This is a genomic window from Pseudomonas sp. TWI628 (genome assembly GCF_039673865.1).
GTDB lineage: Bacteria > Pseudomonadota > Gammaproteobacteria > Pseudomonadales > Pseudomonadaceae > Aquipseudomonas.
In genome coordinates, this window is the sequence record NZ_JBDJMM010000021.1 from 84,577 (window position 1) to 109,423 (window position 24,847).

At 63.8% G+C, this 24,847-nt stretch carries 24 protein-coding genes and 1 tRNA gene; 15 read left to right on the forward strand and 10 right to left on the reverse strand.

Translation table 11 applies throughout. The annotated features are described in order from the left end of the window. The first annotated feature begins 159 nt into the window (after window positions 1-159). From rplU to ABE528_RS17760, 5 genes are all read left to right on the forward strand, one after another. The gene (gene rplU, locus ABE528_RS17740) at window positions 160-474 is read left to right on the forward strand and encodes a 50S ribosomal protein L21 (protein WP_060512528.1); all 315 of its coding nucleotides are present in this window, start codon (window positions 160-162) and stop codon (window positions 472-474) included. Window positions 475-512: 38 nt separating this feature from the next. After that, a complete protein-coding gene (rpmA, locus tag ABE528_RS17745) occupies window positions 513-770 on the forward strand; it encodes a 50S ribosomal protein L27 (RefSeq protein WP_003247464.1) in 258 nt (85 codons plus the stop codon). A 188-nt stretch (window positions 771-958) separates the two neighbouring features. After that, window positions 959-2,188 (forward strand): Obg family GTPase CgtA, encoded by a 1,230-nt coding sequence (cgtA, locus tag ABE528_RS17750; RefSeq protein ID WP_152958076.1) that lies wholly within the window; start codon window positions 959-961, stop codon window positions 2,186-2,188. 85 nt (window positions 2,189-2,273) lie between these two features. Further along, complete coding sequence (gene proB, locus ABE528_RS17755; protein ID WP_085673978.1) at window positions 2,274-3,392, forward strand: glutamate 5-kinase; 1,119 nt, start codon at window positions 2,274-2,276, stop codon at window positions 3,390-3,392. After that, on the forward strand, window positions 3,389-3,850 hold the full coding sequence (locus tag ABE528_RS17760; RefSeq protein WP_152958077.1) for a CreA family protein: 462 nt from the start codon (window positions 3,389-3,391) through the stop codon (window positions 3,848-3,850). The genes proB and ABE528_RS17760 overlap by 4 nt, the downstream gene beginning before the upstream one ends. A gap of 148 nt (window positions 3,851-3,998) precedes the next feature. Here the strand turns inward: ABE528_RS17760 and mksF are convergent, their stop codons facing one another. Genes mksF through mksB form a run of 3 tightly spaced genes read right to left on the reverse strand, consistent with a single transcriptional unit; the run spans window position 3,999 to window position 8,801 of the window. Further along, window positions 3,999-6,830 (reverse strand): Mks condensin complex protein MksF, encoded by a 2,832-nt coding sequence (mksF, locus tag ABE528_RS17765; RefSeq protein WP_346653659.1) that lies wholly within the window; start codon window positions 6,828-6,830, stop codon window positions 3,999-4,001. Next, a complete protein-coding gene (gene mksE, locus ABE528_RS17770) occupies window positions 6,827-7,534 on the reverse strand; it encodes an Mks condensin complex protein MksE (RefSeq protein WP_346653660.1) in 708 nt (235 codons plus the stop codon). Before mksE ends, mksF begins: the two co-directional genes overlap by 4 nt. Continuing rightward, window positions 7,524-8,801 carry an Mks condensin complex protein MksB gene (gene mksB, locus ABE528_RS17775; protein ID WP_178120123.1) on the reverse strand — a complete coding sequence of 426 codons (1,278 nt, stop codon included), beginning with the start codon at window positions 8,799-8,801 and terminating at the stop codon, window positions 7,524-7,526. The genes mksE and mksB overlap by 11 nt, the downstream gene beginning before the upstream one ends. Window positions 8,802-9,022: 221 nt before the next feature. On the opposite strand from mksB, the gene ABE528_RS17780 reads away from it, so the two are divergent. Together ABE528_RS17780 and rimI are read left to right on the forward strand one after the other, a co-directional pair. Further along, on the forward strand, window positions 9,023-9,811 hold the full coding sequence (locus ABE528_RS17780) for an energy transducer TonB (RefSeq protein WP_152958080.1): 789 nt from the start codon (window positions 9,023-9,025) through the stop codon (window positions 9,809-9,811). Beyond that, on the forward strand, window positions 9,808-10,263 hold the full coding sequence (rimI, locus tag ABE528_RS17785) for a ribosomal protein S18-alanine N-acetyltransferase (RefSeq protein WP_152958081.1): 456 nt from the start codon (window positions 9,808-9,810) through the stop codon (window positions 10,261-10,263). Before ABE528_RS17780 ends, rimI begins: the two co-directional genes overlap by 4 nt. 27 nt (window positions 10,264-10,290) lie before the next feature. On the opposite strand, the gene ABE528_RS17790 is transcribed toward rimI, so the two are convergent. Beyond that, window positions 10,291-10,980: an NYN domain-containing protein gene (locus ABE528_RS17790; protein ID WP_152958082.1), complete on the reverse strand. Its 690-nt coding sequence runs from the start codon at window positions 10,978-10,980 to the stop codon at window positions 10,291-10,293. A 253-nt stretch (window positions 10,981-11,233) separates the two neighbouring features. After that, the gene (locus tag ABE528_RS17795; protein ID WP_346653661.1) at window positions 11,234-12,379 is read right to left on the reverse strand and encodes a hypothetical protein; all 1,146 of its coding nucleotides are present in this window, start codon (window positions 12,377-12,379) and stop codon (window positions 11,234-11,236) included. Window positions 12,380-12,446: 67 nt separating this feature from the next. On the opposite strand from ABE528_RS17795, the gene ABE528_RS17800 reads away from it, so the two are divergent. Next, entirely contained in the window at window positions 12,447-13,031 is a 585-nt protein-coding gene (locus tag ABE528_RS17800) for a D-Ala-D-Ala carboxypeptidase family metallohydrolase (protein ID WP_152958084.1), read from the forward strand. On the opposite strand, the gene ABE528_RS17805 is transcribed toward ABE528_RS17800, so the two are convergent. Beyond that, complete coding sequence (locus tag ABE528_RS17805) at window positions 12,971-13,885, reverse strand: LysR substrate-binding domain-containing protein (protein WP_152958085.1); 915 nt, start codon at window positions 13,883-13,885, stop codon at window positions 12,971-12,973. The genes ABE528_RS17800 and ABE528_RS17805 overlap by 61 nt on opposite strands. 131 nt (window positions 13,886-14,016) lie before the next feature. Here ABE528_RS17805 and ABE528_RS17810 point away from each other — a divergent pair, with 131 nt between their 5' ends. Next, entirely contained in the window at window positions 14,017-14,628 is a 612-nt protein-coding gene (locus ABE528_RS17810; RefSeq protein WP_346653662.1) for a LysE family transporter, read from the forward strand. A gap of 64 nt (window positions 14,629-14,692) precedes the next feature. Here the strand turns inward: ABE528_RS17810 and ABE528_RS17815 are convergent. After that, window positions 14,693-14,769, reverse strand: a tRNA-Met gene (locus ABE528_RS17815). Between the two features lie 95 nt (window positions 14,770-14,864). Further along, complete coding sequence (locus ABE528_RS17820; protein ID WP_346653673.1) at window positions 14,865-15,788, reverse strand: FecR domain-containing protein; 924 nt, start codon at window positions 15,786-15,788, stop codon at window positions 14,865-14,867. Window positions 15,789-15,977: 189 nt separating this feature from the next. Here ABE528_RS17820 and ABE528_RS17825 point away from each other — a divergent pair, with 189 nt between their 5' ends. From ABE528_RS17825 to ABE528_RS17850, 6 genes are all read left to right on the forward strand, one after another. Beyond that, window positions 15,978-17,189 (forward strand): MFS transporter, encoded by a 1,212-nt coding sequence (locus ABE528_RS17825; protein WP_346653663.1) that lies wholly within the window; start codon window positions 15,978-15,980, stop codon window positions 17,187-17,189. Between the two features lie 119 nt (window positions 17,190-17,308). Then, window positions 17,309-17,452 carry a hypothetical protein gene (locus tag ABE528_RS17830; RefSeq protein ID WP_165837390.1) on the forward strand — a complete coding sequence of 48 codons (144 nt, stop codon included), beginning with the start codon at window positions 17,309-17,311 and terminating at the stop codon, window positions 17,450-17,452. A gap of 89 nt (window positions 17,453-17,541) precedes the next feature. Then, a complete protein-coding gene (locus tag ABE528_RS17835) occupies window positions 17,542-18,702 on the forward strand; it encodes an MFS transporter (protein WP_346653664.1) in 1,161 nt (386 codons plus the stop codon). Between the two features lie 83 nt (window positions 18,703-18,785). Beyond that, on the forward strand, window positions 18,786-19,412 hold the full coding sequence (locus ABE528_RS17840) for a DNA-3-methyladenine glycosylase (RefSeq protein WP_152958088.1): 627 nt from the start codon (window positions 18,786-18,788) through the stop codon (window positions 19,410-19,412). A 61-nt stretch (window positions 19,413-19,473) separates the two neighbouring features. Next, complete coding sequence (ada, locus tag ABE528_RS17845; protein WP_346653665.1) at window positions 19,474-20,526, forward strand: bifunctional DNA-binding transcriptional regulator/O6-methylguanine-DNA methyltransferase Ada; 1,053 nt, start codon at window positions 19,474-19,476, stop codon at window positions 20,524-20,526. Window positions 20,527-20,582: 56 nt separating this feature from the next. Beyond that, window positions 20,583-22,985: a DUF3772 domain-containing protein gene (locus ABE528_RS17850; RefSeq protein WP_152958090.1), complete on the forward strand. Its 2,403-nt coding sequence runs from the start codon at window positions 20,583-20,585 to the stop codon at window positions 22,983-22,985. A gap of 28 nt (window positions 22,986-23,013) precedes the next feature. Here the strand turns inward: ABE528_RS17850 and ABE528_RS17855 are convergent, their stop codons facing one another. Further along, window positions 23,014-24,231 (reverse strand): DUF3422 domain-containing protein, encoded by a 1,218-nt coding sequence (locus ABE528_RS17855; RefSeq protein ID WP_346653666.1) that lies wholly within the window; start codon window positions 24,229-24,231, stop codon window positions 23,014-23,016. Window positions 24,232-24,494: 263 nt separating this feature from the next. After that, complete coding sequence (locus ABE528_RS17860; protein ID WP_152958092.1) at window positions 24,495-24,761, reverse strand: hypothetical protein; 267 nt, start codon at window positions 24,759-24,761, stop codon at window positions 24,495-24,497. Window positions 24,762-24,847: the final 86 nt, after the last annotated feature.

The window sequence follows — 24,847 nt, forward strand, 5'->3', positions numbered from 1 at the left end:
TTGCAAGCAAAACCGCGGTTGCGTACAATCGCGCACCCTAACTTCCTGGGCAGCACCTGCCTTACGCAATTGCACAGGGCCGTTCCAGCCCCGTGCAGCCATGCCAGCCAATACTTATCCTATAAAGCGCTGGGTGAGCAGGATTATCGGAGAAATACCATGTCTTACGCAGTAATCGTTACCGGCGGCAAGCAGTACAAAGTCGCTGAAGGTGAATTCCTCAAGATCGAAAAACTGGAAGTCGCCACTGGCGAATCCGTAACCTTCGATCGCGTTCTGCTGGTTGCCAACGGTGAAGAAGTCACCATCGGCGCACCAGTCGTCGCCGGCGCCAAGGTCGTTGCTGAAGTCATTTCGCAAGGCCGTCACGACAAGGTTCGCATCATCAAGTTCCGTCGTCGTAAGCACCACATGAAGCGTATGGGCCACCGCCAGTGGTTCACCGAGATCAAAATCACCGGTATCCAGGCTTAATCGCCTCGGTCCCCTGAATTTATTTGGAGAATTGAACCATGGCTCACAAGAAGGCTGGTGGTAGTACTCGTAACGGTCGCGACTCAGAATCGAAACGCCTTGGCGTGAAGATGTATGGCGGCCAGGTTATCAAGCCAGGCAACATCATCGTCCGTCAGCGCGGCACCGAATTCCACGCTGGCTACGGCGTTGGCATGGGCAAGGATCACACCTTGTTCGCCAAGATCGAAGGCGTGATCAAGTTCGAGAAGAAAGGCGAGTTCATGCGCCGTTACGTGAGCATCGTCGCCGCCTAATCGCGACGTCGCTCCAGAAGCCCCGTCATGCGACGGGGCTTTTTCGTTTGTGGTGAGCCTCTTGCAAAGCTGTTTGTTTGGGCTGCCGGCGTGGGTTTCTTCGGTCGTACGGGGCCGCCGCGCTCATTTTTGCAAGAGCCTCAGGTTTTTCAGTATTCAACTCGCCCACAGGCGAGAGGCGGTTTTGAATGAAGTTTGTTGACGAAGTATCCATTCGGGTCAAAGCCGGTGACGGCGGTAACGGTTGCATGAGCTTCCGCCGCGAGAAGTTCATCGAGAACGGTGGCCCCAACGGCGGCGACGGTGGTGACGGTGGTTCGGTGTACATGGTTGCCGACGAAAACCTCAACACCCTGGTCGACTATCGCTACACCCGTCACCACGAAGCCCAGCGCGGCTCCAACGGTGGCAGCACCGACTGCACCGGCAAGAAGGGTGAAGACCTGTTCCTGCGCGTGCCAGTCGGCACCACCGTGATCGACGCCTCGACCCAGGAAGTGATCGGCGACCTGATCACCCCTGGCCAGAAGCTGATGGTTGCGCAGGGTGGCTGGCACGGCCTGGGTAACACCCGCTTCAAGTCCAGCACCAACCGTGCACCGCGCCAGACCACCCCAGGCAAGCCGGGTGAGCAGCGCGACCTGAAGATGGAAATGAAGGTATTGGCCGACGTTGGTCTGCTGGGCCTGCCGAACGCGGGCAAGAGCACCTTCATCCGTTCGGTTTCGGCTGCCAAGCCGAAAGTCGCCGACTACCCGTTCACCACCCTGGTACCCAACCTGGGCGTGGTCAGCGTCGACCGCTGGAAGAGCTTCGTCATCGCCGACATCCCCGGCCTGATCGAAGGCGCCTCCGACGGTGCCGGCCTGGGTATCCGCTTCCTCAAGCACCTGGCGCGTACCCGCGTGCTGCTGCACCTGGTCGATATCGCGCCGCTGGACGAAAGCAGCCCGGCCGATGCCGCCGAAGTGATCGTCAACGAGCTGACCCGCTTCAGCCCGTCGCTGGCCGAGCGTGAGCGCTGGCTGGTGCTGAACAAGGCGGACATGGTCATGGACGACGAGCGTGATGAGCGCGTTCAGGAAGTGATCGATCGCCTGGAGTGGGAAGGCCCGGTCTATGTGATCTCGGCCATCTCCAAGCAGGGCACCGACAAACTCAGCCACGACCTGATGCGCTACCTCGAAGACCGTGCTGACCGCCTGGCCAACGACCCGGCCTACGCCGAAGAGCTGGCCGACCTCGACCAGCGCATCGAAGACGAAGCCCGCGCCCAGCTGCAGGCCCTGGACGACGCCCGTACCCTGCGTCGCACCGGCGTCAAGAGCGTGCACGACATCGGCGACGACGACGATGCCTGGGACGATGATTTCGAGGACGACGAAGACGGCCCGGAAATCATTTACGTGCGCGACTGATCGGTTGCAGTACACTAAACGCCGCTCCCAGGAGCGGCGTTTTTGTATCCACGGTATCTACAGATTCGACATAGGTTGGAAGAAGATGCGAAGCAAGGTGACGGGCGCCAAGCGCTGGGTCGTGAAGATTGGCAGTGCCCTGCTGACCGCCGATGGCAAGGGCCTCGACCGCGGCGCCATGGCCGTATGGGTCGAGCAGATGGTCGCGCTGCGTGAAGCAGGCGTGGAGTTGGTACTGGTCTCCTCCGGGGCCGTGGCTGCCGGCATGAGCCAGCTGGGCTGGACTTCGCGACCGAGTGCGATGAACGAGCTGCAGGCGGCGGCCTCGATCGGCCAGATGCGCCTGGTGCAGGCCTGGGAAACGAGCTTCGGCGAGCACGGCAAGCACACCGCGCAGATCCTCCTGACCCACGATGACCTGTCCGACCGCAAGCGTTACCTGAACGCCCGCAGCACCTTGCGTACCCTGGTTGACCTGGGCGTGGTGCCGGTGATCAACGAGAACGATACCGTGGTCACCGACGAGATCCGCTTTGGCGACAACGACACCTTGGCCGCGCTGGTGGCCAACCTGGTGGAAGCCGACCTGCTGGTGATCCTCACCGACCGCGACGGCATGTTCGACGCCGACCCGCGCAACAACCCTGAGGCCCAGCTGATCTACGAAGCCCGCGCCGACGACCCGTCGCTCGATGCCGTGGCCGGTGGTACCGGTGGCGCCCTGGGCCGTGGTGGCATGCAGACCAAGCTGCGCGCCGCGCGCCTGGCAGCCCGTTCCGGCGCCCACACGATCATCATCGGTGGCCGCATCGAGCGCGTGCTGGACCGCCTGAAGGCCGGTGAGCGCCTGGGTACGCTGCTGTCGCCTGAGCGCGGCATGCTGGCTGCGCGCAAGCAGTGGCTGGCTGGCCACCTGCAGACCCGCGGCACCCTGGTGCTCGACGCGGGTGCGGTGCAGGCGCTGCGTGAAGCGAACAAGAGCCTGCTGCCGGTCGGCGTGAAGACCGTGCAGGGCAGTTTCCGCCGTGGCGAGATGGTGGTCTGCGTCGGCCCGGATGGCGTCGAGGTGGCCCGTGGCCTGGCCAACTACAGCGCGCTGGAAGCGCAGAAGATCATCGGCCAGCCGTCCGATCAGATCGAGGCCGTGCTGGGCTACATCGCCGAGCCGGAGCTGGTGCACCGCGACAACCTGGTGCTGGTATGAAGCTGCTCAAGCGGGTCATTGCCCTGGCGGTCTTTGCCCTGCCGATGCTGGCCGGGGCTGAGGAGATCGGCCAGGTATCCACCGTGTTCAAGTTCCTCGGGCCGAACGACCGCATCGTGGTCGAGGCGTTCGATGATCCCAAGGTCGAGGGTGTGACCTGCTACCTGTCGCGGGCCAAGACTGGCGGCGTGAAGGGTGGGTTGGGGTTGGCGGAGGATCGGGCGGAGGCTTCGATTGCCTGCCGTCAGGTGGGGCCGATCAACTTCAAGGGTGAATTGAAGGACGGTGAGGAGGTGTTCAAGGAGCGCACCTCGCTGGTGTTCAAGACCATGCAGGTGGTGCGCTTCCTGGACAAGAAGCGCAATACGCTGGTGTACCTGGTGTACAGCGACCGCATGATCGAGGGCAGCCCGCAGAATGCGGTGACTGCGATCCCGATCCTGCCTTGGGCTCACTGATAGCCTGGAAGATTGCCGGGAGGCCTTTGGCCTCCTTTCGCCGGCAAGCGCGGCTCCCACAGGTACCGTGCAGCCCTCGGGCCTGTGCAAAACCTGTGGGAGCCGCGCTTGCCGGCGATGGGCCGCAGAGCGGCCCCATACACCTGAATCAGGCCAACTCCTCGGCCTGATCCTCACGCACAATCGCCTTCACCTCATCCAGCCGGCTGATGTACTTCCAGTCCGCCTCGTCGATGTAGATGCCATTCGGCCCGCTGCCACCTTCCAGGTCGATCGCCACGCGCGCCGACACCTGCGGCTTCACGCTCGCCAGAATCGGCACGAAGCCCAGTTGCAGGCTGGTCTCCAGCAGCGCCGCCTGGTTGCGTTCGTCGATGTCCGCCGCCTCGTCCAGGTAGTACGGCAGGCGAATGCGCCCGGCCAGGTCGCGGTCCATCAGGTGCAGCAACAGGTACATGTTGGTCAGCGCCTTGATGGTCATGGTGGTGCCGTTGGACGCCGCGCCGTCGATGTCGGCGTGGATGATCGGCTGGCCGTTGACCTTGGTGATCTCGAACGCCAGCTCGAACAGGTCCTTCAGGCCCAGCTGGTTGTGGTTGGCCGCCACCAGCCGCGCCAGGTACTCCTTGGCCTCTTCGTTCTTGTTGTCCTGATCGGCGCTCTGGGTCAGGTCGAACACCGACAGGGTCTCGCCTTCTTCGTACTGGCCGGCGCTGTGGATGATCTGGTCGATGTGCTTGAGCGCTTCCTTGTTCGGCGCCAGCACCACGCGGAAGCTTTCCAGGTTGGACACCTGGCGCTTGTTGATCTCGCGGTTGAACAGGGCCAGCTGGTGCTCGAGGCTGTCGTAGTCGCTGCGGATGTTGCGCAGGGTCCGGGCGATGTCGGTGACCGCGGCGCGGCGTGCCTTGGCCAGGGTCAGGGCTTCGTCGGTGCGGTGCGCGTAGGCGTTCACCAGCAGCTGCAGGCGGCGCTCCATGTCGTCTTCGCTGTCGAACTTGGCCACGCCCTTGAGGCGCACCTGGGCATACAGCGCCTCGATCTGGTTGTCGACGCGTTGCAACGCCTGCCAGCTGTCCTGGTAGTCGTTGAGCATCGGCAGCAGGTTGTCCATGGAATCGTCCACAGCTTCCATGAACGGCGTGCCAAAGGGCAAGTCGGCCGGCAGCAGCTGGCGGCGGCGCAGGGCGTCTTCCAGGGTGCGCTGCTTGGCTTCGAGGTCGCCGATCTGGCGGCCGACCAGCTGCAGCTTGGCCGACAGTTGCTGGACGCGCTCGGTGAAGGCATCGCTGGAGCGCTTGAGCTCATCCTGGGCGGCTTCCAGCTGCGCCAGTTGCTCCATTTTCTCGGGCTCTTCGGCGCTCAGGGTTTCGCTGCGACGGTAGTCTTCCAGGGCTTTCTGGGCGTCCAGCACTTCCTGGTACAGGGCTTCTGTCTGCGCCTTGGAGGCCGTGCGGTCGGCGGCGACCTGCTGCTGGGTCTTGAGCTGCTTCAGTTCCTTCTCGAGACGCTCCTTCTGGTCACGCAGTGCCGCGCGGTCGGCCAGGGCCTGCAGGGCCGGCGGGTCGATGTTGGAGAGGTCGATGGACAGGCCAGGCGCTTCGAAACGCTCGCCCTTGAAACTGTCGAGCACCGCTTCCAGGGATTTCACCCACAGGTCGCTGTCGTCCAGCTCGATGCCGCGCTCGCCCAGCGGCAAGCTGAACAGCGCGCCGTTGAACAGGCGCATCAGGCGGTCGACGTCCTGCTGCGAGAATTCTTCGCGCAGGCGGGCGTAGCTGTTGTTGTCGGCGTGGTCGAGCTGCTGCTTGACCTGCTTCAGGCGTTTTTCCAGGTCGCGCACGCGCTCGTCGAGGTCTTCGGCGCTGAACTGGCGCGACTGCGCCAGGGCGCCGGCCAGTTCGTCGTGGGCGTCCTTGGCGGCCAGCAGGCCCTGTTCCAGCACCTTGACGTCATCGACCAGGGCAAAGCGGTGCTTGAGCACCGACAGCTCGCCGAGCCAGCGCTGGATGCCGGTGATTTCACGCTCCAGGCGCATCAGCTCCTGGGTGCCGCCACGCTGGTCGTTCTGCAGGCGGTCCTGCTCGCCACGGAAGTGCTCGGCCTGGATCACCAGCTCTTCCTTGCGCGCCATGGCGTATTCCTGCCAGGTGCCCAGCAGGTTGTCGAGCAGTGGCGAAAGGCGGTGCAACTTGCCGCGCAGGATGTCGCGCTGAGCCACGCCGCCGGCCAGGGCCTCGACCAGTGGGCCGGCGGCGACCAGGGCGTTGTAGTCCTGCTCCATGCGGCGCACGTCACGGAAAGCTTCTTCACAGGCGGCGATGTAGTCGACGCTGCCCGAACGCAGGCTGTGCTCGAAGGCGTCGAGGAACAGCTGCTTGAGCTTGGCGGCGGTGATTTCGCGCATGTGCAGCAGGTTGATGAACAGCGCGCGGAAGGTTTTCAGGCTCTGCTCGCTGGTGGAGCGCAGCGGGATCAGGGTCAGGTCCAGCGGGCACGAGGTGTGGCCGCCGACCAGCAGCCGGCGCAGCTCATCGGGCTTGAGCTCATAGGCTTTCAGGCCCAGGCGTTCAAGGTTGGTGAACAGCTCTTTCTGGCGCAGGCAGGTGTCGTTCTTCTGGTAGTGGGCCAGGTCCAGCTCGCCCTTGTAGGCGAAGAACTGGTGGCCGAAGCCGCCGCCCGGGCCACGGCCGACCACGCCGATCACGTGCGGGCCGTGGGGCAGGTTCAGTTCGCAGAGGATGTACGAGGTGTCGCTGGCAAAGTAGAAGCGGCGCGACTGCTCCAGGCTGTACTTGCCGAAGCTCATGTCGGACATGCGCGCCAGGATCGGGAACTGCAAGGCGTTGATCGACGCCGATTTACCCAGGTTGTTGGCACCGTACACCGACAGCGGGTGTTCCAGCGGGAACAGGCCGAGGCTGTAGCCGGCGGTGTTGAGCAGTGCGAAGCGGCGGATGCCGTAGCGTTCCTGGCTCATGCGTCAATCTCCTGTTGCTCTTCGCGGATGGCCCGGGCCAGGGCGTCCTCTTCGCTTTCCTCGCCCTCGAACGGGGTGAGGTCGAGCGGGTCGTCGGTGCGGTTGAGTTGCTCCGGGCTTTCTTCTTCCACCAGTACCGGGGTCGGCAGCGGCAGGTCGCTGTGCAGGCTGGCGGCCAGATCGCGGTCCTGCTGCACCGACAGGCACACGTCGAGGAAGCGGTGCATCGGTGGCAGGAAGCGGTAGATGCCGCCTTCTTCATGGGCGAAGCCGAGCTGGGTCATGCGGCGCATGATCTTTTCTTCCAGCTCGTCGACGGTTTGCACCTCGGCCTGCAGGAACAGGTCGCGGTACTTGTCCAGCAGCGAGGGCAGTTCATCGCGGCCGATGCTGCCGCCGTCAAGCACGGCCATCGGGTCGCGGCCCTGGTCGGCCAGGTGCTCGACGATGATGAAGGTGAACAGCGACAGGCGCTGGGCAGTCTTGTTGACCTGCGCGGCGGCCTGCTCGGGGACGAAGTAGTAGAAGCCGCGAGTGTCGCACACCAGCTCGAAGCCCAAGGCCTTGAACAAGGTGCGGTACTGGTCCTGGAAGTTCGACAGCTGGGCGTACATTTCAGGGTCGCGGCGGCTGACGTGGAAGCCCTTGAACAGCTCGCGGAAGATCGGCGCGAGCTGGGACAGTTCGGAAAGATCAAGATGCATTGGCTGGGCTCAAGTGGGTTTCAGGTTGCGCTTCGCGGCTGGACGTCAGGGCGAACGAGCGCAGGCTGACCAGGTGTTCGTGGGTGGTGTACTCGCGCCGCTCCAGGCGTTCACGCTTGAAGCGCTTCTCCCGCGACAGGCGCGAGAACCAGTAGAGCAGTTCGTCGGTGGCGCCTTCGGGCTCCTGGTCCAGCAGCCAGACCATCAGGTCGGGCAGTGGCAGGGCATCTTCGCAGCGCTCGAGCATCTCTTTGACCGTGCGTGGCGCACGCGGCAGCGGGCCTTTCTGGGTCTTGTGCGCCTTGGGGAACTTGGCCGGCTTCGGCTCGAAGCGGGCCAGGGCGTAGACGTAGGCCTCGACCTGGCTGGCGCTGCCGAGGAAGGTGCTTTGCGGGCGGGTGAACAGCGGCATGGCCGCCTGCGGCACGGCGTCGATACCCTTGCGCCGGATCACCGACAGCGCCAGTGCGGCGCCGCGGGTCACGGCGTTGTGCCGGCGCGCTTCTTCACGCAGCGGCAGCAGCAGTTCGCGGGCATGGCGCAGGGTCAGCTGGGCGCTGGTCTGCATTTCCAGAATGCGTGCGTGGGTGCGCAGCAGCATGTCGTCGTCGACCAGGTGGCCCAGGCGCGCCTGTTCGCCGAGCAGCTTCAGCAGCACGGTTTCGACTTTGCGCACGCCTTGCTCGAAGGCGCCGTCGGCGTTCACCAGCTGGATCATCGGCTCGACGTATTCGTCCCAGGTCGCCAGTACTTCGGCGTAGCGCTGGCGCAGCGGGATCTGGCGGTTGCTGGTCTTGGCCCGTTCGGCCACGGCGACCAGCGCCTGCTCGTCGTTGTCGAGCTTCTTCAGCACGTCGCGCACGCGCATGTCGAGCAGGCGCAGCTGGCGCGCCAGGTCGTCGCTGTCACGGTTGTCGAAGGCATCCTGGATATGCCCGGCCAGGCGCTCCAGGTGGCGCAGGTAGGCCTCGATCTCCAGGCACAGGCCCAACCGGTGCTCGCGGCGCAGGTAGGCGAGGAAGTCGTGGATCTGGGCATTGAGCTCGAAGCGGTTCGGGCTCTTGGCCACTGGCACCAGAATGTCCAGGCGGATCCACACGTCGAGCAGCTGGGTGATGTCCTGCGGCGTGCTTTCCACCTGCTGGCGGCCCAGTTGCTGGCGCAGCTCCACCAGGCTCAGGGTGCCCTGGTCGAAACGCTCGCACAGCGGCTCGATCAGGGCCCAGTGTTCGGCTAGGGCGCGCAGGACGCGCTTGGGTTCGATCATTGGCGTCTACTCGTTGCCAAGTAAAAAGGGGGCGATTGTACTTCATCCGGGGGGGAGGATTTCACCCCTTGGTCTGTAATGAGAGATAACCTTGGCTCTTGTAGGGGATTCACTGGCCCCTGGGGCGGGGCACAGGCAACAAATTTCCGCCGACCAGTTGCAGCACAGCCGGGCCAACAACGTTAGAATGTGCGACGTTTCGAACCCCGGATCCCCGAGCCTTGCTGACCGAACCCCGCCGCCGCGCCTACCTTTCCGCCATGCAAGTGGTGCATTGGCTGCCGCGCGCCGAACTGCCGTTCGCCGCGCCGTCGCGCCCCGAGCTGCTGTTGCCGCAAGCGCCGGTAGAGGACGTCGATTTCGAGGTTCGGCCCTCCGCGCCGGTGGCCAGCGAGGCCCCGGCCGCGCCCCAGGCCCGCTCCGGCGAGCGCCCGAAAATCGAGATTCCGCGCCCGGGCAGCACGCCCAAGGTCGCTGCCAAGCCAGTCGAAGCCGAGGAAGAGGCCCCCGCGCCGCGCCCGGCCCCGGTGCCGCCACCGCGCTTCTCGTTGCAACTGCTGCGCGCCGGTAGCTGCCTGCTGCTGGTCGAGCTGGCTACCGGTCAGCCTTTCCAGAGTCGCGATCCGTCCTATCTGCTGCTCAAGGACATGCTGCGTGCCGCCGGCCTGCCCGATGCGCCGCAGATCATCGGCGAGCCCGTGCGCTGGCCGTTGCTGGTGCGTGGCAACATGGACCAGGGCCCGGATGCCGCACGTGATTTTGTCCAGGGCTTCATCCAGGCGCGCCTCGAAGAAACCCCCTGCAGCGTGCTGTGGCTGATCGGCTTGCCGGCCATGCGTTACGCGGCCGGCGCCGACGATGCAACTTATTACCAAGTACTGAAGGTCGATGGCCTGGGCGATGCCTGGGCTTTGCCGGGCCTTGAACTGTTGATGGACGAGCCGCAGCGCAAGGCGGACGTCTGGCAAGCGATGCGCCAGCTGATGGCGCGCTGGAAGAGCGTTGAATGAGTGACTCGATCAGTTTCCGCCCGATGACCGAGGCGGATCTGGATGCCGTGCTTAAGATCGAATATGCCGCGTTCAGCCATCCCTGGACCCGCGGGATTTTTCAGGATGCGCTCAAATCTTACGAAGTGTGGCTGATGTTCGATGGGCAGCAGCAGGTCGGTCATGGGGTGATCAATGTGATCATCGACGAGGCGCACCTGCTCAACATTACCGTCAAACCCGAGAATCAGGGGCGTGGGCTAGGGCTGAAGCTGCTTGAGCACCTGATGGCGCGGGCCTACCAGCTCAATGGCCGTGAGTGCTTCCTGGAGGTGCGGGCCAGTAATCAGTCGGCTTATCGCTTGTATGAGCGTTATGGCTTCAATGAGATCGGCAGGCGTCGTGACTATTACCCGGTTGCGGGTGGGCGTGAAGATGCGCTGGTGATGGCTTGTACCCTGCTTGAGGACTAATATCCAGCTGAGATACTTGTCGCCTGGCTACCAGTATTCGGGTTTGATGGCTGGCCTTTTCTTGGTAGGTACCCGCTCCGGGAACTGATGAGCGGCAAGTTCCTCAGTCGTTACCAGGTGCCGCATCCAATGTGAGTGGTTTTTGAGAGAGCCTGGCGTTGTCCGCTTCATGCCCTCCCTGTGCGGCAGGATTACGCCAAGACGCAAGTCGGGAAAGTCCTCCTTGATAGCCTTCAGCGCGGGTGTCATGTCAGTGTCGGCAGAAACCAGTACAAGCTGCTGGACTCGTTCCTCTGCCGGGAGGCTGGCTTGCCTGGAGGCGAGCCGGTACATGCTGATGGCGATGTGAACATCCGTCTCTTTTTCTTCGAGCTTCCAGATGGCTACTTGGTCGAGTCTCGAGGGAGGTGATTCCTTGCTGATGAATCTAGGCGCATTGCGTGCTTCCAGCTGATGTCGGCCGTAGTGAACGACTACGCCTTTCGCTATGAGGGCGCGCAGATACGTGTCTTGAGCTTCTTTGGACTGGCTTCCGCGGCTGGCCAGCGACGGCTTTACGCCTGAGGTGAAAAAGTCGATGGAAGTCAGCTCGCTCTCTGGTGCTTCTACGTGAACGATATGCTGGATGAGAGAGGGCAGGTTCAGCCATTTGAAACTTGTGCCTGCGACCAGGCCGTAGAAGACGTTGTAACCATCGACGAAGCACGCGGTACGCAAGGCCTGCATATCCCTGAAAACGAAAAAACCGGCACTAGGCCGGTTTCTTCACCCCAACTGCCGACGAATTGAATCATCGCGTACGGGGTTGAGTAGTGAAGTTATTATGCCACTGGGACCGAGGAGGTCAACGGGCATCTCCGATCCGGATCGCTGAAGCGAGAGAATGATCGCTCAAAATGGATCCATCGCACCTTGGGGCTGCAATTAAAATGTATGTCTCAGCATTGCAGGTGACATTGTTCGTAACACCTCACTCAAGATCGACCGGCTTGCGCAGGTTCCGTAGGCTTCTGCTCATCTCCCCGGTATTGCACTTCGCCGCCGCCTGCTCTGGCGTGTACTTGCGCACCGTGCGGAAGAACAGCTCACAGGTCTGCTTCTTCTGCGTCACCTGCCACTTGGTCGAGCAGGCATTCAAGGTCATCTTCGGTTCGGCCCCAGGGTTTCGCCCCATGCCCGCCTGCCAGCAGGCCGCCGTCAAATCCTGCCCCATCATCTTCAGCCCTGCCGCATCGGCCGCATCCTGATCGCCGCCATGGCTGTCCTTGTCCGCTGCGTACCAGATCGCGCTGGGGTGGTTGGCGCCCAGCACCGGCACCTGTGTTCCCGGTAGCGGGCTGATGCTGACCAGACCCAGCACACCCACCTGCGGGCCGTACTGCTGCTGGATCCAGTTACGCACCGGGGCGCCGAAGGCGACCATCGGCAGCGGTTTGGCGGCGCTTTGCAAGGTCATCTCCTTGACCATGCGCAGCTGGTAGTCCTTGAAGTAGCCATAGGTGCCTGTCAGGGCATCCCCCGCGCTGGCCGGGGCGGCGATCGGGGCGATGTCGATGATGGTCTGGTAGGCCGGGGTCTGGCTGGCGTCGACGCCGTTGAAGGTCAGTAGCTCGGCCCAGCGGTCCGTGGTGTTGGAGCGCAGGTAATCCTGAGCCTGGGTCAGTGAGTAGTCCGGCGGGAAGTGCAGCAGCTCGATGCTGCGGCGGTTCTGCAGGGCCATGCCCAGCGGCAGGAACAGGTACCAGTCGTAGGACCATTTGCCGTCCTTGTTCAGCTGGGTGGCACCGTTGTAGGCCAGCTCGCCACTGTCGAGCAGCTTACGCAGGGGCTCGGCATAGTTGGCGGGTACCTCGCTGATGGTGGCGTGCAAACGGTCGTGTTCACGGCTGACATGCACCTGGGCGTTGGCGTGGCCGTCGCGGCGTACGCTTTGCGTCAGGTAGTGCTCCACGGTCTGCTCCAGCGTCCAGTCGCGGTAGCAGATCACGTGGCAGTTGTTGGGGGAGGCGAACAGGCGGGTGACGCGCTGGGCGTCGCCCAGGTCGATGTGCGCATCCGCCATGGCCAGGCCGCTGAAGGCGAGGGCGGCGAGGCTCGTTGCGGCAGTCTTGTGCATGCTTAACTCCTTGTCAGTGGCCATCCGGGTTGGCGGCCGCGCTCATACTGGGGCAGGGAGCATGGGGATGAGAAGAGCAAGTGCGCTGTTGCTGGCTGCAGGCGTGCTGTCGAGCACAATGGCGCTGGCAGACGCGCGTGACGTGTGGATGTTCGCGCAGTGGGCCGGTGACCATCAGACCCGGCCGTTTCGCGAGATGCTGGTGGATGCGCGCCTTTATGGTGTGGTGCCTATCCATCAGCTGCTGCGTTCGGCGTCGGACTGGAAGCTGTGCCATGCCTCGCCGTTTGCGGTGCCGCCTGCCAGCAACTGGCCGGCAGTGCGTTCCACATTGTCGTTGATCCATACCCTCGACGGGCAAGGCCTCCTGCGCCAGTTTGAAGTGGTGTCGGCCTATCGCAACCCCGATCTCAACCGCTGCGCGGGCGGTGCCGTGGGCAGTGCCCATACCCGTGCTTTCGCGGTCGATATCCTGTTGCCGGGCTGGGTCGACCCCAATCCGCTGTGCCGCTTCTGGCAGCAGCATGGCCAGGCTTGGAACATGGGCCTGGGGCGCTATCCGAGCGGGCGCATCCACATTGATACGGCGGGTTATCGCACCTGGGGTGGTGATGGCGGTTCAAACTCGTCGTTCTGCAGCAAGCCCAGGTGACGGAGGCAGGCCTGGCTTTCGCTCGTCACCCATTCGGCGAAACGCTGGCGCTTGCCGCCATCGCTCAGCGGCTGCGGGCTGAGCAGGTGATAGGCCGAGCCATCGCGCAGGAAGCCGAGCGGGGCCTGCAACTGGCCGCTGTCGAGTTCGTCGCGCACCATCAATGCCGAGGCGATGGCCAGGCCCAGACCGGCGCTGGCGGCCTGTAGCGACAGGTAGAAGTGTTCGTAGTCGCTGCGTTCGGTGTGGGTTGCCTGCTGCCCGCTCAGGCGCAGCCAGGTGGGCCAGGCGTTGGGGCGGGTATTGCTGTGCAGCAGGCGCTGGTGGTCCAGGTTGTCGCTGTTGGTACGGCTGACCGGACCAATCCACTCATCGCAGATCTTCAGGCTGTGCAGCGTCGGTGGCCAATGGAAGTCATCGCGGCGTAGCGCCAGGTCGACCCCGCTGCGGGCGAAGTCCACCGGGCCCCCGGCAGCCACCAGGTGCAATTGCAGGCCCGGGTGCATGGCGTGGAAGCGCGGCAGGCGCGGGATCAGCCAGCGCATGGCGATAGTCGGCTCGCAGGACAGCACCAGCACGTTGTCGCGCTCCTGCTGTTGCAGGCGCTGCACGGCGCCTTCGAGCTGCTCGAAGATCGCCTGGGTGGTGCCATGCAATGCCCGCCCGGCGGGGGTGAGGAAGATTGCCCGGTTGCGCCGTTCGAACAGTTCGACGCCAAGGCTTTCCTCGAGCAGGCGCACCTGGCGGCTGACAGCGCCGTGGGTGACATGCAGGCGCTCGGCGGCGCGGACGAAACTTTCGGTTTCGGCGGCGATGTCGAAGTAGCGGAAGGCGGCGAGGGCTGGCAGTTTCATCGGGGCAGGCCCTGTATATGTGTGAGGAAAACTATCAGATTTGCTCCACTTTAAATCGTTTTTTTACGTTCTGAGCGCGCTCGATAATAGCTGCATCTGTGCTTTTTCATCGTCTATCGAGGCCCTTCTCCGTGACCGAACTCATCGCCGTCGCCCTGTTCACCCTCCTGGCCGTCATCAGCCCTGGTGCCGACTTCGCCCTGGTCACCCGCAGCAGTTATGCACAGGGCCGCAAGGCCGGGCTGGCTGCTGCAATGGGGATCGCCTTGGGCGTGCAGGTGCATGTGCTGTACACGGTGCTGGGGATCGCGGTGGTCATCAGCCAGAGCCCGGCGCTGTTCCTCGTCATGAAAGTGCTCGGTGCGGGCTACCTGATCTACCTGGGCTACCAGTCACTGACCAATACCGGGCACATCAGCCTGGATGGGGAGGTGGCGCAATCCGGTGTGCTGGCTGCGTTGCGCACAGGCTTCGTGACCAATGCGCTCAACCCCAAGACCATGCTCTTCGTCGTCAGCGCCTACACCCAAGTGGTGCGGCCGGGCAGCTCACTGGCAGTGGATTTCGCCTACGGGGCATTCATGTCGTTCGCTCACTGGGCCTGGTTCAGCCTGGTGGCGTTGTTCTTTTCCCGTGCGGGGTTGCGTGCGCTGATGATTGCAAGGCAGCGGCTGGTGGACCGTGTGATTGGTGTCGCGCTGATCGGCCTGGGCCTGGCTGTGGCGGTCGCCGGGGTGCGTTGAGGAGGCTGGACTTTTCGACAGGCAAAAGAAAAGGGCTTACCTTGCGGTAAGCCCTTTTCAGGTTTGGTGGCTACACAGGGACTTGAACCCCGGACCCCAGCATTATGAATGCTATGCTCTAACCAACTGAGCTATGTAGCCGATGGGGCGCATTATTCCCTTGTGATGGGCCTGTGTCAACACTCATTTCAAAAAAAAATTGCACGCTTTCAAAAACTTAGCGACCTACCCCGGTTTCAGCGCACGATCAGCCACTGCCCGAGCACGCCGTACAGCTGCAAATGCTGCTCGGCAGCCAGTGCCGCCAGGGTTTCGTCTGGGCGGTCGAGGCTGAAGGCGCCACTCACACGTCGATAGGCGGTCTGCTCATCCATCAGCCAGACCCGGCGGCCCTGATAGCGGGCCAGGCGCTCGATGACCTGCCCCAGGGGCATGTCGCTGGCGAGGAGGTGGCCGGTGCGCCAGGCTTGCGCGGTCTTCGCGTCGACTTTCTGCAGCGGGTTGATCCGCGCATCGGTGAAGGTCACCCGTTCGCCCGCCGACACCATGCGCTGGTCGCTGCCCTGGATGACCAAGGCCTTGCCATTGAGCACCACCAGTTCATCTTGATCGGCATGGCGCGCCACCATCAGGCGTGTGCCGTACACCTGGATACGGGCATCGTCGACCTGAATCTCCATGGCGCGGCCATCGAGCACCACCTCCAGGGACACCTGGCCTTGTACCAGGTGCAATTGGCGCATGCGCCCACGCAGGTCAACGTTCATAGCGCTGGCGCTGTCCAGATGTAACGTCGAACCGTCGGCCAGGCGCACGCTGCGGCGCTCGCCCACGTCAGTGGCCAGTTCGCTGGCCAGGCGTTGCATCAGTGGCCAGTAAAGACAGGCCAAAGCGCCGAGCAGCAGCAGGAACACCAAGGCGAATAGCTTGCCCATGTAACTACGGCGGACCTTGAGCAAACGCGGCCGTGGCCGGGCGGGGGGCACCTGAAGTTGCTGCCAGCACGCTTCCAGTTCGGCATAGGCGTGGGCGTTGCTCGGCGCCTGGCACCAACGGCCGAATGCCTGGCGTTCAGCTTCATCGCAGCCGGGCTGGCGCAAGCGGGAAAACCACACCAGCGCTTCCTGCTGAGGATCGGCCTGCATCTGCGTGGCGGGCATCGCACTCATGGGTCGGTGTGCTCGCGTGAGGGCGGTTTCGCCCAACGATTACGGAGGAGGGTAGGCCAAGGATGCTAAATATATTGAGAACCATTTGCAAGTGTGCTGCCCGGTCAATAAAAAAGGTAGCTAAGTATCTATTTGTTTCCCGATAATCGGATCCCAAACCTGCGGACGGAATTGAAGCTCATGGCCATCAGCAGCACCCCTACCGCCAGCACCGGGTCGGCGAATCAAGCCAATCCGCTGGTGCTGCGCATCATCGCCTTCTGCGCCTTGGCGCACCTGATCAACGACCTTATCCAGTCGGTGTTGCCGGCGATCTACCCGATGCTCAAGGCCAACTACGACCTGAGCTTCGCCCAGATCGGCATGATCACCTTGACCTTCCAGATCACCGCCTCGTTGCTGCAACCATGGGTCGGCTTTTTCACCGACCGCAGGCCGACGCCCAATCTGTTGCCGCTGGGCACCCTGTGCACCCTGGTGGGGATCGTGATGTTGGCCTTCGTTGGCAGCTTCCCGATGATTCTGCTGGCCTCGGCGCTGGTCGGCATCGGTTCGTCGACCTTCCACCCGGAAACCTCGCGGATCGCGCGGCTGGCCTCGGGTGGCCGTTTCGGCCTGGCGCAGTCGACCTTCCAGGTTGGCGGCAACACCGGTTCTGCCTTCGGCCCGTTGCTGGCGGCGGCCATCGTGATTCCGTTTGGCCAGACTCACGTAGCCTGGTTCGGTGTGGCGGCGCTGTTCTTCTTTGCCGTGACCTTGATGCTGCGCCGCTGGTACAAGGAGCACCTGAACCAGGCCAAGGCGCGCAAGGCGGTGCAGGCCACCCATGGCATCTCGCGCGGGCGGGTGATCGCGGCGCTGGTGGTGCTCGGGCTGCTGGTGTTTTCCAAGTACTTCTACATGGCCAGCTTCACCAGTTACTTCACCTTCTACCTGATCGAGAAGTTCGACCTGTCGGTGGCCAGCTCGCAGCTGCATCTGTTCCTGTTCCTGGGCGCGGTGGCGGCGGGTACCTTCTTCGGCGGGCCGATTGGTGACCGCATCGGGCGCAAGGCGGTGATCTGGTTCTCGATTCTTGGTGTGGCGCCGTTCACCCTGGCGTTACCGTATGCCGACCTGTTCTGGACCACCGTGCTCAGCGTGGTGATCGGTTTCATCCTGGCCTCGGCGTTTTCGGCGATCGTGGTGTATGCCCAGGAACTGGTGCCGGGCAGCGTGGGCATGATTGCCGGGGTGTTCTTCGGGCTGATGTTCGGCTTTGGCGGGATTGGTGCGGCGCTGCTGGGGTATCTGGCTGATTTGCGCGGGATCGAGTACGTGTACGGGTTGTGCTCGTTCCTGCCGTTGTTCGGCTTGTTGGCGGTGTTTCTGCCAAATACCGGTAAGCGCTGACATCGCTGGGGCTGCTCTGCAGCCCTGTCGCTGGCAAAGGCCCCCGGGCAATTGACGACTTGGTCAACCTTGGCCTAGAGTGCCGCCTCTTCTAAAACACCTGCCTAGTAGCCACAGCAATGCGCCGTACCCAATCCCTCCCACACGCCCGCCAGCCTGCTCTTCAGGCCATGCGTCGTGCGTGGCCGAGCGATACGGTGCTCAAGCGTCGCCGCAGCGTGCTGTTCGCCTTCACCTTCTCGCCACACCAAGCCCTGAACTGACTTCACCGCGCCTCTGCGTCGTCCGCCTTCCCGGCGAGCGTGTGGGCGCCTGTATCTGCACGTCTTTTCAGTTTTGCCTGGAGTGGTACATGAACATGCGTTTGCTGGCGGGCCTTCTGTTCGCCGTCTCGGTAGTGGGCTTCAGCCTGGGGGCCAGCCTGCCGCTGGTGTCGTTGCGCTTGCACGAGGCCGGTGCCGGCACCCTGGAAATCGGTGTTATTTCGGCCATCCCGGCCGCGGGCATGATGCTCTCGGCGTTCATGGTCGACGCCTGCTGCCGGCACCTGACCCGCCGCACCATCTACTTGCTGTGCTTCAGCCTGTGCACCGTGAGCATCGCCCTGCTCGACTCGGCGTTCGATACGCTGTGGCTGCTGGCGGTGCTGCGCCTGGGCCTGGGCATCGGCATGGGCATCGCGATCATCCTCGGCGAGTCATGGGTCAACGAGCTGTGCCCGGACCACAACCGCGGCAAGATCATGGCCCTGTATGCCACCAGTTTCACCGGCTTCCAGGTGCTTGGCCCGGCACTGATCGCGCTGATTGGCGCCGACAGCCCGTGGATCATCGGAGTGGTTACCATCGGCTACGGCCTGGCCCTGCTGTGCATCCTGCTGACCGTGCCCAACGACCATGTCGAGCACGGCGAAGCAGGTGAGAAAAGCTTCGGCCTGGCGGGCTTCTTCCGCGTGGCGCCGGCGCTGTGCGTGGCGGTGCTGTTCTTCTCGTTCTTCGATGCCGTGGTGCTGTCGCTGCTGCCGGTTTATGCCAGCAGCCATGGTTTTGCCGTGGCCGTGGCGGCGCTGATGGTGACCGTGGTGTTCGCTGGCGACATGGTCTTCCAGCTGCCGTTGGGCTGGCTGGCCGACCGCGTCGAGCGTACCGGGCTGCACCTGGTGTGCGGGCTGGTGGCGATGGCCATCGGCATCGCCCTGCCTTGGCTGCTGCAGGTGACCTGGCTGCTGTGGCCGATGCTGGTGCTGTTGGGCGCGGTGGCGGGCGGTATCTACACCCTGGCGTTGGTGTTGATCGGGCAACGCTTCAAAGGGCAGGACCTGGTCACGGCGAACGCCAGCGTGGGCCTGCTGTGGGGCGTCGGCAGCCTGGTCGGGCCGCTGGTGAGCGGGGCGGCGATGGATGTGGCGCCGCATGGCCTGCCGATGGCGCTGGCGCTGATGGCGGGGCTGTTCGTGTGCTTTGCCCGGCAATCGTACCGCCGGGTGGGGAAGTTGCGAGCTGTTGCTGACTGAGGAATTGGCGGCGCAAGATCCGGCGTTTGCCCGATCAGCGGCTGGGCTAAGCTGGGTCTGCCTTGAACCCACAGGAGTTTCGGATGATCCTCGCCGACCTTTCGCCTGCCGCTTACCGCGAAGCCACTGAATACCTGGCTGCACTGGACCCGGACTGGGCGCGGCATATCGAGGTGACCGGGCCCTGCCAGCATCAGGCAACGCCTGGGCGTGAACCTTATGAAGCACTGGTGCGGGCGATTGCTTATCAGCAGCTGCACGCACGGGCGGCCGAGGCGATTCTTGGGCGCTTGCTGGCGCTGTTCCCCGGGCAGGCGTTTCCGGCGCCAGAGCAGTTGTTGGCGGTCAGCCCCGAGGTGATGCGTGGGTGCGGCTTTTCGGCGAGCAAGCTGGCGACCATTCAGGGTATCGCCCAGGCCAGCCTTGCGGGCGTGGTACCGAGCCGGGATGAGGCGTTGGGCCTTGCCGATGATGCATTGATAGAGCGCCTGGTGCCCTTGCGTGGCGTGGGCCGCTGGACAGTCGAAATGCTGTTGATCTATAGCCTGGAGCGCTCGGATATTTTGCCAGTGGACGATTTTGGCGTGCGCGAGGGGTATCGTCGGCTCAAGGGGCTGGAAAAGGCACCGACCCCGGCGCAGATGCGCTCGCTCGGGGGTGGCTGGAGCCCCTACCGCACAGTAGCTGCCTGGTACCTGTGGCGGGCCTGATTTTTTGCATAGGCTTTGCCGACCCTTTCGCGGGTGAAACAAAGCGTCGAGGTAGACCGCAATGACAGCCTTCACCACCGACACCCAACGCTGGCAAGCCGTCGAGTCCCGGGACACTTCTGCCGCCGGCCACTTCGTCTACGCCGTGCGCACCACCGGCGTGTACTGCCACCCCGGCTGCAAATCGCGCATGGCCAAGCGCGAAAACGTCGAGTTCTTCAACGACGCCGCCAGCGCCGAAGCCGGCGGCTACCGCGCCTGCCGCCGCTGCATGGCCAAACCGGGCGAAAGCCGTCGCGTTGATCTGATTGCCCGCGCCTGTCGCCTGCTGGAAAGCAGCGACACCCCGCCCAGCCTCGCCCAGCTCGGCGCGCAACTGGCCGTCAGCCCCTTCCACCTGCACCGCCTGTTCAAAGCCGAGACCGGCCTCACCCCCAAGGCCTACGCCAGCGCCTTCCGTGCCCGGCGCCTGCGCGAGCGCTTGGGCGACGGGCAAAGCTCGGTGACCGATGCCATCTACGACGCCGGCTACAACTCCAACAGCCGCTTCTACGAAAGCGCCGACCAGCGCCTGGGCATGCGCCCCCGCGATTACCGGGCAGGCGGCGCCGGGGCGACTCTCCACTTCGCTCTCGGGCAGTGCTCCCTGGGGGCGATTCTGGTGGCCCAGAGCGAGAAGGGCATTTGCGCGATCCTGCTGGGTGATGACCCTGAGACGCTGCTTGAGCAGTTGCAGGATCAGTTCCCCAAAGCCCGCCTGATCGGCGGTGATGTCGGCTATGAGCGGCTGGTCGCTGAAGTTGTCGGCTTTGTCGAGGCGCCGGCACTGGGGCTGGGCCTGCCGCTGGATGTCCAGGGCACTGCCTTCCAGGAGCGGGTCTGGCAGGCCTTGCGCGAGGTGCCGGTGGGCAGCCAGGTCAGCTATACCGACATCGCCGAGCGCATCGGCGCACCCAAGGCGGTGCGTGCCGTGGCCATGGCCTGCGCGGCCAATCACATTGCCGTGGCCATTCCTTGCCACCGGGTGGTGCGCCGTGACGGCGACATCAGCGGCTATCGCTGGGGGGTGGAGCGCAAGCGGCAACTGCTGGCGCGAGAAACGGCACTCTCCTGATTGGCGGAAGCCGCGTAGAATCCCCCGCCAAATCGATGTGTAAAGAGGAACATTCGATGAGGCGTGTCAGCCTTGCCCGATTCTACCTGGGTTTCATGGCCCTGATGCTGTCGCTGGCGACACCCGCCTGGTCGGCGCCGGCCACGCCAGTGTCCAGCCTGGCCGCGGCGGAAGTCCCGGTACTGGACGAAAATGCCAGCTACGAGCAGTTGAGCGATCGGCTCGACCAGATCCGCCAGGGCGTTACCAGCAATGCCAATGACGACCTGCTGTCGCAGTTGCGCCTGTCCGCCGTGCAGGTGCAACGCCAGGCCGAGGCGCTGAGCGCCTTGCGCACCGCCGATGTGGAAAAACTCGACGACAAGCTCAAGGTCCTCGGCCCCGTACAGCCAAACGAAGCCGAAGCGCTGACCCGCCAGCGCCAGCAGCTGGCTGATGAGAAGAAGGCGGTGGTTGCCGAGCAGGAGCAGGCCGTCAAGCTGACCCAGTCGGCCCGCGACCTGTCCACACAGATCGTCAACCTGCGCCGCAGCCAGTTCAACTCGCAGATTCTCAGCCGCGCGACGACGCCACTGAGCCCGGCGTTCTGGCAGAGCCTGATCCGTCCTACTTCAGACGACGTATCACGCCTGCGTGATCTGCGCGAGGAGGCCACCGACGCTGTCGCCAGCGCCTTCAGTGCCGAACATCGCTGGTTCTTCCTCACCAGCCTGGTGTCGGCCATCCTGGTCTGGACCGTGGTGCGTGGCCTGCTCGAACGTCTGCTCGCCAGTATCATGGTGCATCGCCTGCCAGAAGGCCGCCTGCGACGCAGTGCCTTGGCCCTGAGCGTGAGTCTGGCCACCTTGGGCACCATCTCCGGTTCCGTCTCGCTGCTGCGCTGGGGCCTGGAAAGCAGCTCGGAGCTGGGCTCCGACGTCGCCAGCCTGACCAATCACTTCCTCACCCTGGTGGTGTTCAGCGCCTTCATCACCGGCCTGGGCCGCGCCATGCTGATGCTGCAGCGCCCGTCCTGGCGCTTGCCGCCGATTCACGACGAAGTGGCCAGTGCACTGGGCTGGTTCCCCAAGCTGCTGGCCCTGGCGCTGATGGTCATGCTGACCATGGAGCGCATCAACAGCGTGATCGGCACCAGCCTGGCGCTGACCGTGGCCACCAATGGCCTGACCGCGCTGGTGGTGGCGGTGATCTTCACGGTGGCACTGCTGCGCTATCGCCGTACCCTGAGCAAGCACGACCTGGAGCGGCCGACCGGCTGGGCCGGGCTGATCCCGTTCGTGACCGTGGTGTGGGTCGGCCTGATCGTGCTGGCACTGCTCGCCGGCTACCTGACCCTGGCCTATTTCCTCACGGCCAAGCTGCTGTGGATCAGCGTGGTGGCGGTATGCGCCTACCTGCTCACTACCTTCCTCAGCGATCTCTGCGAGGCCCTGCTGTCGCCACGCCAACCGGGTGGCCTGGCACTGGCTTCGACCCTGGGCCTGGCGCCGCGTCACCAGGCCCAGGCCAGCACCATCCTGGTCGGTATCAGCCGCACGGTGCTGCTGTTCCTGGCGATATTGCTGGCGCTGATGCCATCGGGCACCAGCCCCGGCGAGTTGCTGTTGAGCCTGGGTGACTGGGATGGCACCGGTGGCAAGCTGCTTGGCAACCTCAACATCGTGCCGCAGGACATCCTGCTGGCGGTGCTGATCTTCTTCGGCGGCCTTTTCGCCATCCGCGTGGTCAAGCGCTGGTTGAGCGAGCGACTGCTGCCGGAAACCGACATGGACGCCGGCATGCGCGCCTCGCTGGTGACCCTGGTCGGTTACCTCGGCTTCATATTCCTGGCCATGCTGGTGATGTCGACTCTGCGCATCAACCTGACCAGCCTGACCTGGGTGGTCAGTGCACTGTCGGTCGGTATCGGTTTCGGCTTGCAGCAGATCGTGCAGAACTTCATCTCCGGCCTGATCCTGCTGACCGAGCGCCCGGTCAAGGTAGGCGACTGGGTGAGCCTGGCGGGGGTCGAGGGCGATATCCGCCGGATCAACGTGCGCGCCACCGAAATCCAGATGTCCGACCGCTCCACGGTGATCGTGCCGAACTCGCAGTTCATTTCGCAGAACGTGCGCAACGTGACCATGGGCAATGCCTTGGGTGTGGTGGGCATCACCCTGACCTTGCCATTGGAGACCGATGCCAACCATGTGCGTGATTTGCTGCTGGCGGCCTATCACGAGCATGAAGCGATCCTTGATGCGCCGGCCTGTTCGGTAACCTTCAAGGACCTGACTTCAGCAGGCATGGTCATTGGTGTGAGTGGTTATGTGGCGGGGCCGCGGCAGGTGTCGGGCACCCGCAGCGACTTGCTGTTCACCATTCTTGGCCGCCTGCGCGATGAAGGGATTGCCCTGTCGTCGCCGCAGAGCATGGTGCTGGTACAGGAAGGCTCGCGTCCGGCCGACGAGTCGGCGTAATTTCGGGGGGCGCACAGCGCCCCCGAATTCAGTGCTGCTTGGCCTGCCTGATTCGCAGCAAAATCACCAACAGGACCAACAGCACTGGCGGCGCCATCCCCAGCAGCGCATTGCGCGCGGTCAACTCCAGCCCTAGCACATTCAGCCCGCCATACAGCAGCTTGAAAAGGTTCAGCAGGTAATAGGTGATGGCGATGATCGACAGCCCCTCCACCGCCCGCTGAATCTTCACCTGGGCATCGGCGCGGGCATTGAGGCTGTGCAGGATCCCGGCGTTTTGTTCTTCCATCTCCACCTGCACCCGCGCCTGCAGCAGGTCGCCCAGGTTCGCGACGTTCTTCGCCAGTTGTTCCAGACGCTGCTCGGTTGCCGCGCAATAGCGCACGGTTGGCTTGAAGCGGCGCTCGATGAACACTCCCAGGCGCTGGCAATCACCCACATGGCTCTCGCGCAACTCGCCAAGGCGCTCGAACACCAGCTGCGCATAAGCCTGGGTGGCACCAAAGCGATGGCGGGTCTTCACCGTGCGGCTGACCACCTGCCGCGACAGGTGGGCGATGGCTTCGAGCAGGGCCTTGGAGTCGTGGCCATCACCGCCAGCGCTGCGCTCCGACAGTTGCACCAGGGTCTTGTCGAAGGCGTCCAGCTCGTGGCTCAGGGCCTTGGCCGTGGTCAGGGTCAGCGAGGCCATCATGCGGTAGGTCTCGATCTCCAGCAGGCGGCGGATCATCCGGCCCTGGCGGTAGGCATTGAGGCGACGGTTGATGAACAGGAAGCGGTTGGTGCCATCTTCGGTCAGGCGAAAATCGCTCCACACCACCGCATCGCCACCGCCGACACAGGAACCGCACGGGTCTTTGAAGCCGTAGCGGGGCAGGTCGAGATCCTGTTCGTCGCGCACCAGCACCTGCACGGCATTGATCACCTGCGCCGCTTGCGGCGCGATGGCCTCGGCCAGCACTGGCGGTAGCGTGTGCCATTCGGTGTCGGCTGCCGAGCAAGGCACCACCAGGGTCAGGGTGAAGAACTCGGTGTGCCGCTCCCATTTGAACGGGTGGCCATCCAGGCGCGTGATGCCCTGGGCGGCCTCGGCGTCGATCGCTTGCGGGCAGCAGCGTTGCAGCAGCGCGGCGCAAGCGGCATCGCCGCCGAGCAGGGCCAGGTGGAAGACATGCGCCGGGCCGTCGAAGTACAGCGACGGGCGGGCGTGCAACTCGTTGTGCAAGGCGGTGCGTTGAGGGTGCATGGTGGTCCGGCCTGGTGTTGTGATTGTGGGGGTACCAGGGAGTGGGACTTCGGGAGGGGGAGGGAAAGTCACTGGGGCGCCGTATGTTCGCCATGAATGCTCCAGCGCTTATGAGATCGAGCGCCGCCCGCGTGGCGTATCCACGTGTCGCTGTCGACGACATGTATTCGAAACGTGTACTCGAAATCGCTTTATTGCGACATATCCTGTTCAGACAGAGCGGGTCCCTTCGTAGGCCAGCGAAGGGACTCGTAAACCCAGCTTCAATGCCAGGTGATTTCCCCTACATCCCGCAATAGGACTAGCTCATTCAACGCCCTGGCCATCTGCACGTTGTGCACGGTGTTGACCAACATCCCGATGCCAGGCTCGCCGGCATTGCCGCAGATGTATTCGTCCAGTGTGTCTTCGATGCCGCGCAGCAATTGGGAAACGTACAGCAGGGCCTCGGGCGAGGGCATGTCGTTGTTGATGGTGTAGAACGCGCGGGGAGAGATTTTGGTGGGTGGATCGGGGACTACTTTTTTCATTGTTACTCCTAGATCAGTCAGGAGCTGACGCCCATTCCCTCTCACAGGTTTGGGTGGCAGCTGTACGCGGGGTGAGAGACCGGTGA

What these genes read in the sequence shown, in the direction of transcription:
- ABE528_RS17820 (WP_346653673.1), bottom strand. Translation starts at nt 15,788, where the DNA reads ATGCCCGCCACGCAGATGCAGGCCGATCCTCAGCAGGAAGCGCTGGTG.
- ABE528_RS17850 (WP_152958090.1), top strand. Translation starts at nt 20,583, where the DNA reads ATGAGGCGTGTCAGCCTTGCCCGATTCTACCTGGGTTTCATGGCCCTG.
- ABE528_RS17860 (WP_152958092.1), bottom strand. Translation starts at nt 24,761, where the DNA reads ATGAAAAAAGTAGTCCCCGATCCACCCACCAAAATCTCTCCCCGCGCG.
- mksB (WP_178120123.1), bottom strand. Translation starts at nt 8,801, where the DNA reads ATGATCGAACCCAAGCGCGTCCTGCGCGCCCTAGCCGAACACTGGGCC.
- mksF (WP_346653659.1), bottom strand. Translation starts at nt 6,830, where the DNA reads ATGAGCCAGGAACGCTACGGCATCCGCCGCTTCGCACTGCTCAACACC.
- ABE528_RS17760 (WP_152958077.1), top strand. Translation starts at nt 3,389, where the DNA reads ATGAAGCTGCTCAAGCGGGTCATTGCCCTGGCGGTCTTTGCCCTGCCG.
- ABE528_RS17800 (WP_152958084.1), top strand. Translation starts at nt 12,447, where the DNA reads ATGAGAAGAGCAAGTGCGCTGTTGCTGGCTGCAGGCGTGCTGTCGAGC.
- ada (WP_346653665.1), top strand. Translation starts at nt 19,474, where the DNA reads ATGACAGCCTTCACCACCGACACCCAACGCTGGCAAGCCGTCGAGTCC.
- ABE528_RS17825 (WP_346653663.1), top strand. Translation starts at nt 15,978, where the DNA reads ATGGCCATCAGCAGCACCCCTACCGCCAGCACCGGGTCGGCGAATCAA.
- rimI (WP_152958081.1), top strand. Translation starts at nt 9,808, where the DNA reads ATGAGTGACTCGATCAGTTTCCGCCCGATGACCGAGGCGGATCTGGAT.
- ABE528_RS17830 (WP_165837390.1), top strand. Translation starts at nt 17,309, where the DNA reads ATGCGCCGTACCCAATCCCTCCCACACGCCCGCCAGCCTGCTCTTCAG.
- ABE528_RS17840 (WP_152958088.1), top strand. Translation starts at nt 18,786, where the DNA reads ATGATCCTCGCCGACCTTTCGCCTGCCGCTTACCGCGAAGCCACTGAA.
- ABE528_RS17855 (WP_346653666.1), bottom strand. Translation starts at nt 24,231, where the DNA reads ATGCACCCTCAACGCACCGCCTTGCACAACGAGTTGCACGCCCGCCCG.
- cgtA (WP_152958076.1), top strand. Translation starts at nt 959, where the DNA reads ATGAAGTTTGTTGACGAAGTATCCATTCGGGTCAAAGCCGGTGACGGC.
- ABE528_RS17795 (WP_346653661.1), bottom strand. Translation starts at nt 12,379, where the DNA reads ATGCACAAGACTGCCGCAACGAGCCTCGCCGCCCTCGCCTTCAGCGGC.
- mksE (WP_346653660.1), bottom strand. Translation starts at nt 7,534, where the DNA reads ATGCATCTTGATCTTTCCGAACTGTCCCAGCTCGCGCCGATCTTCCGC.
- rpmA (WP_003247464.1), top strand. Translation starts at nt 513, where the DNA reads ATGGCTCACAAGAAGGCTGGTGGTAGTACTCGTAACGGTCGCGACTCA.
- proB (WP_085673978.1), top strand. Translation starts at nt 2,274, where the DNA reads ATGCGAAGCAAGGTGACGGGCGCCAAGCGCTGGGTCGTGAAGATTGGC.
- ABE528_RS17835 (WP_346653664.1), top strand. Translation starts at nt 17,542, where the DNA reads ATGAACATGCGTTTGCTGGCGGGCCTTCTGTTCGCCGTCTCGGTAGTG.
- ABE528_RS17805 (WP_152958085.1), bottom strand. Translation starts at nt 13,885, where the DNA reads ATGAAACTGCCAGCCCTCGCCGCCTTCCGCTACTTCGACATCGCCGCC.
- rplU (WP_060512528.1), top strand. Translation starts at nt 160, where the DNA reads ATGTCTTACGCAGTAATCGTTACCGGCGGCAAGCAGTACAAAGTCGCT.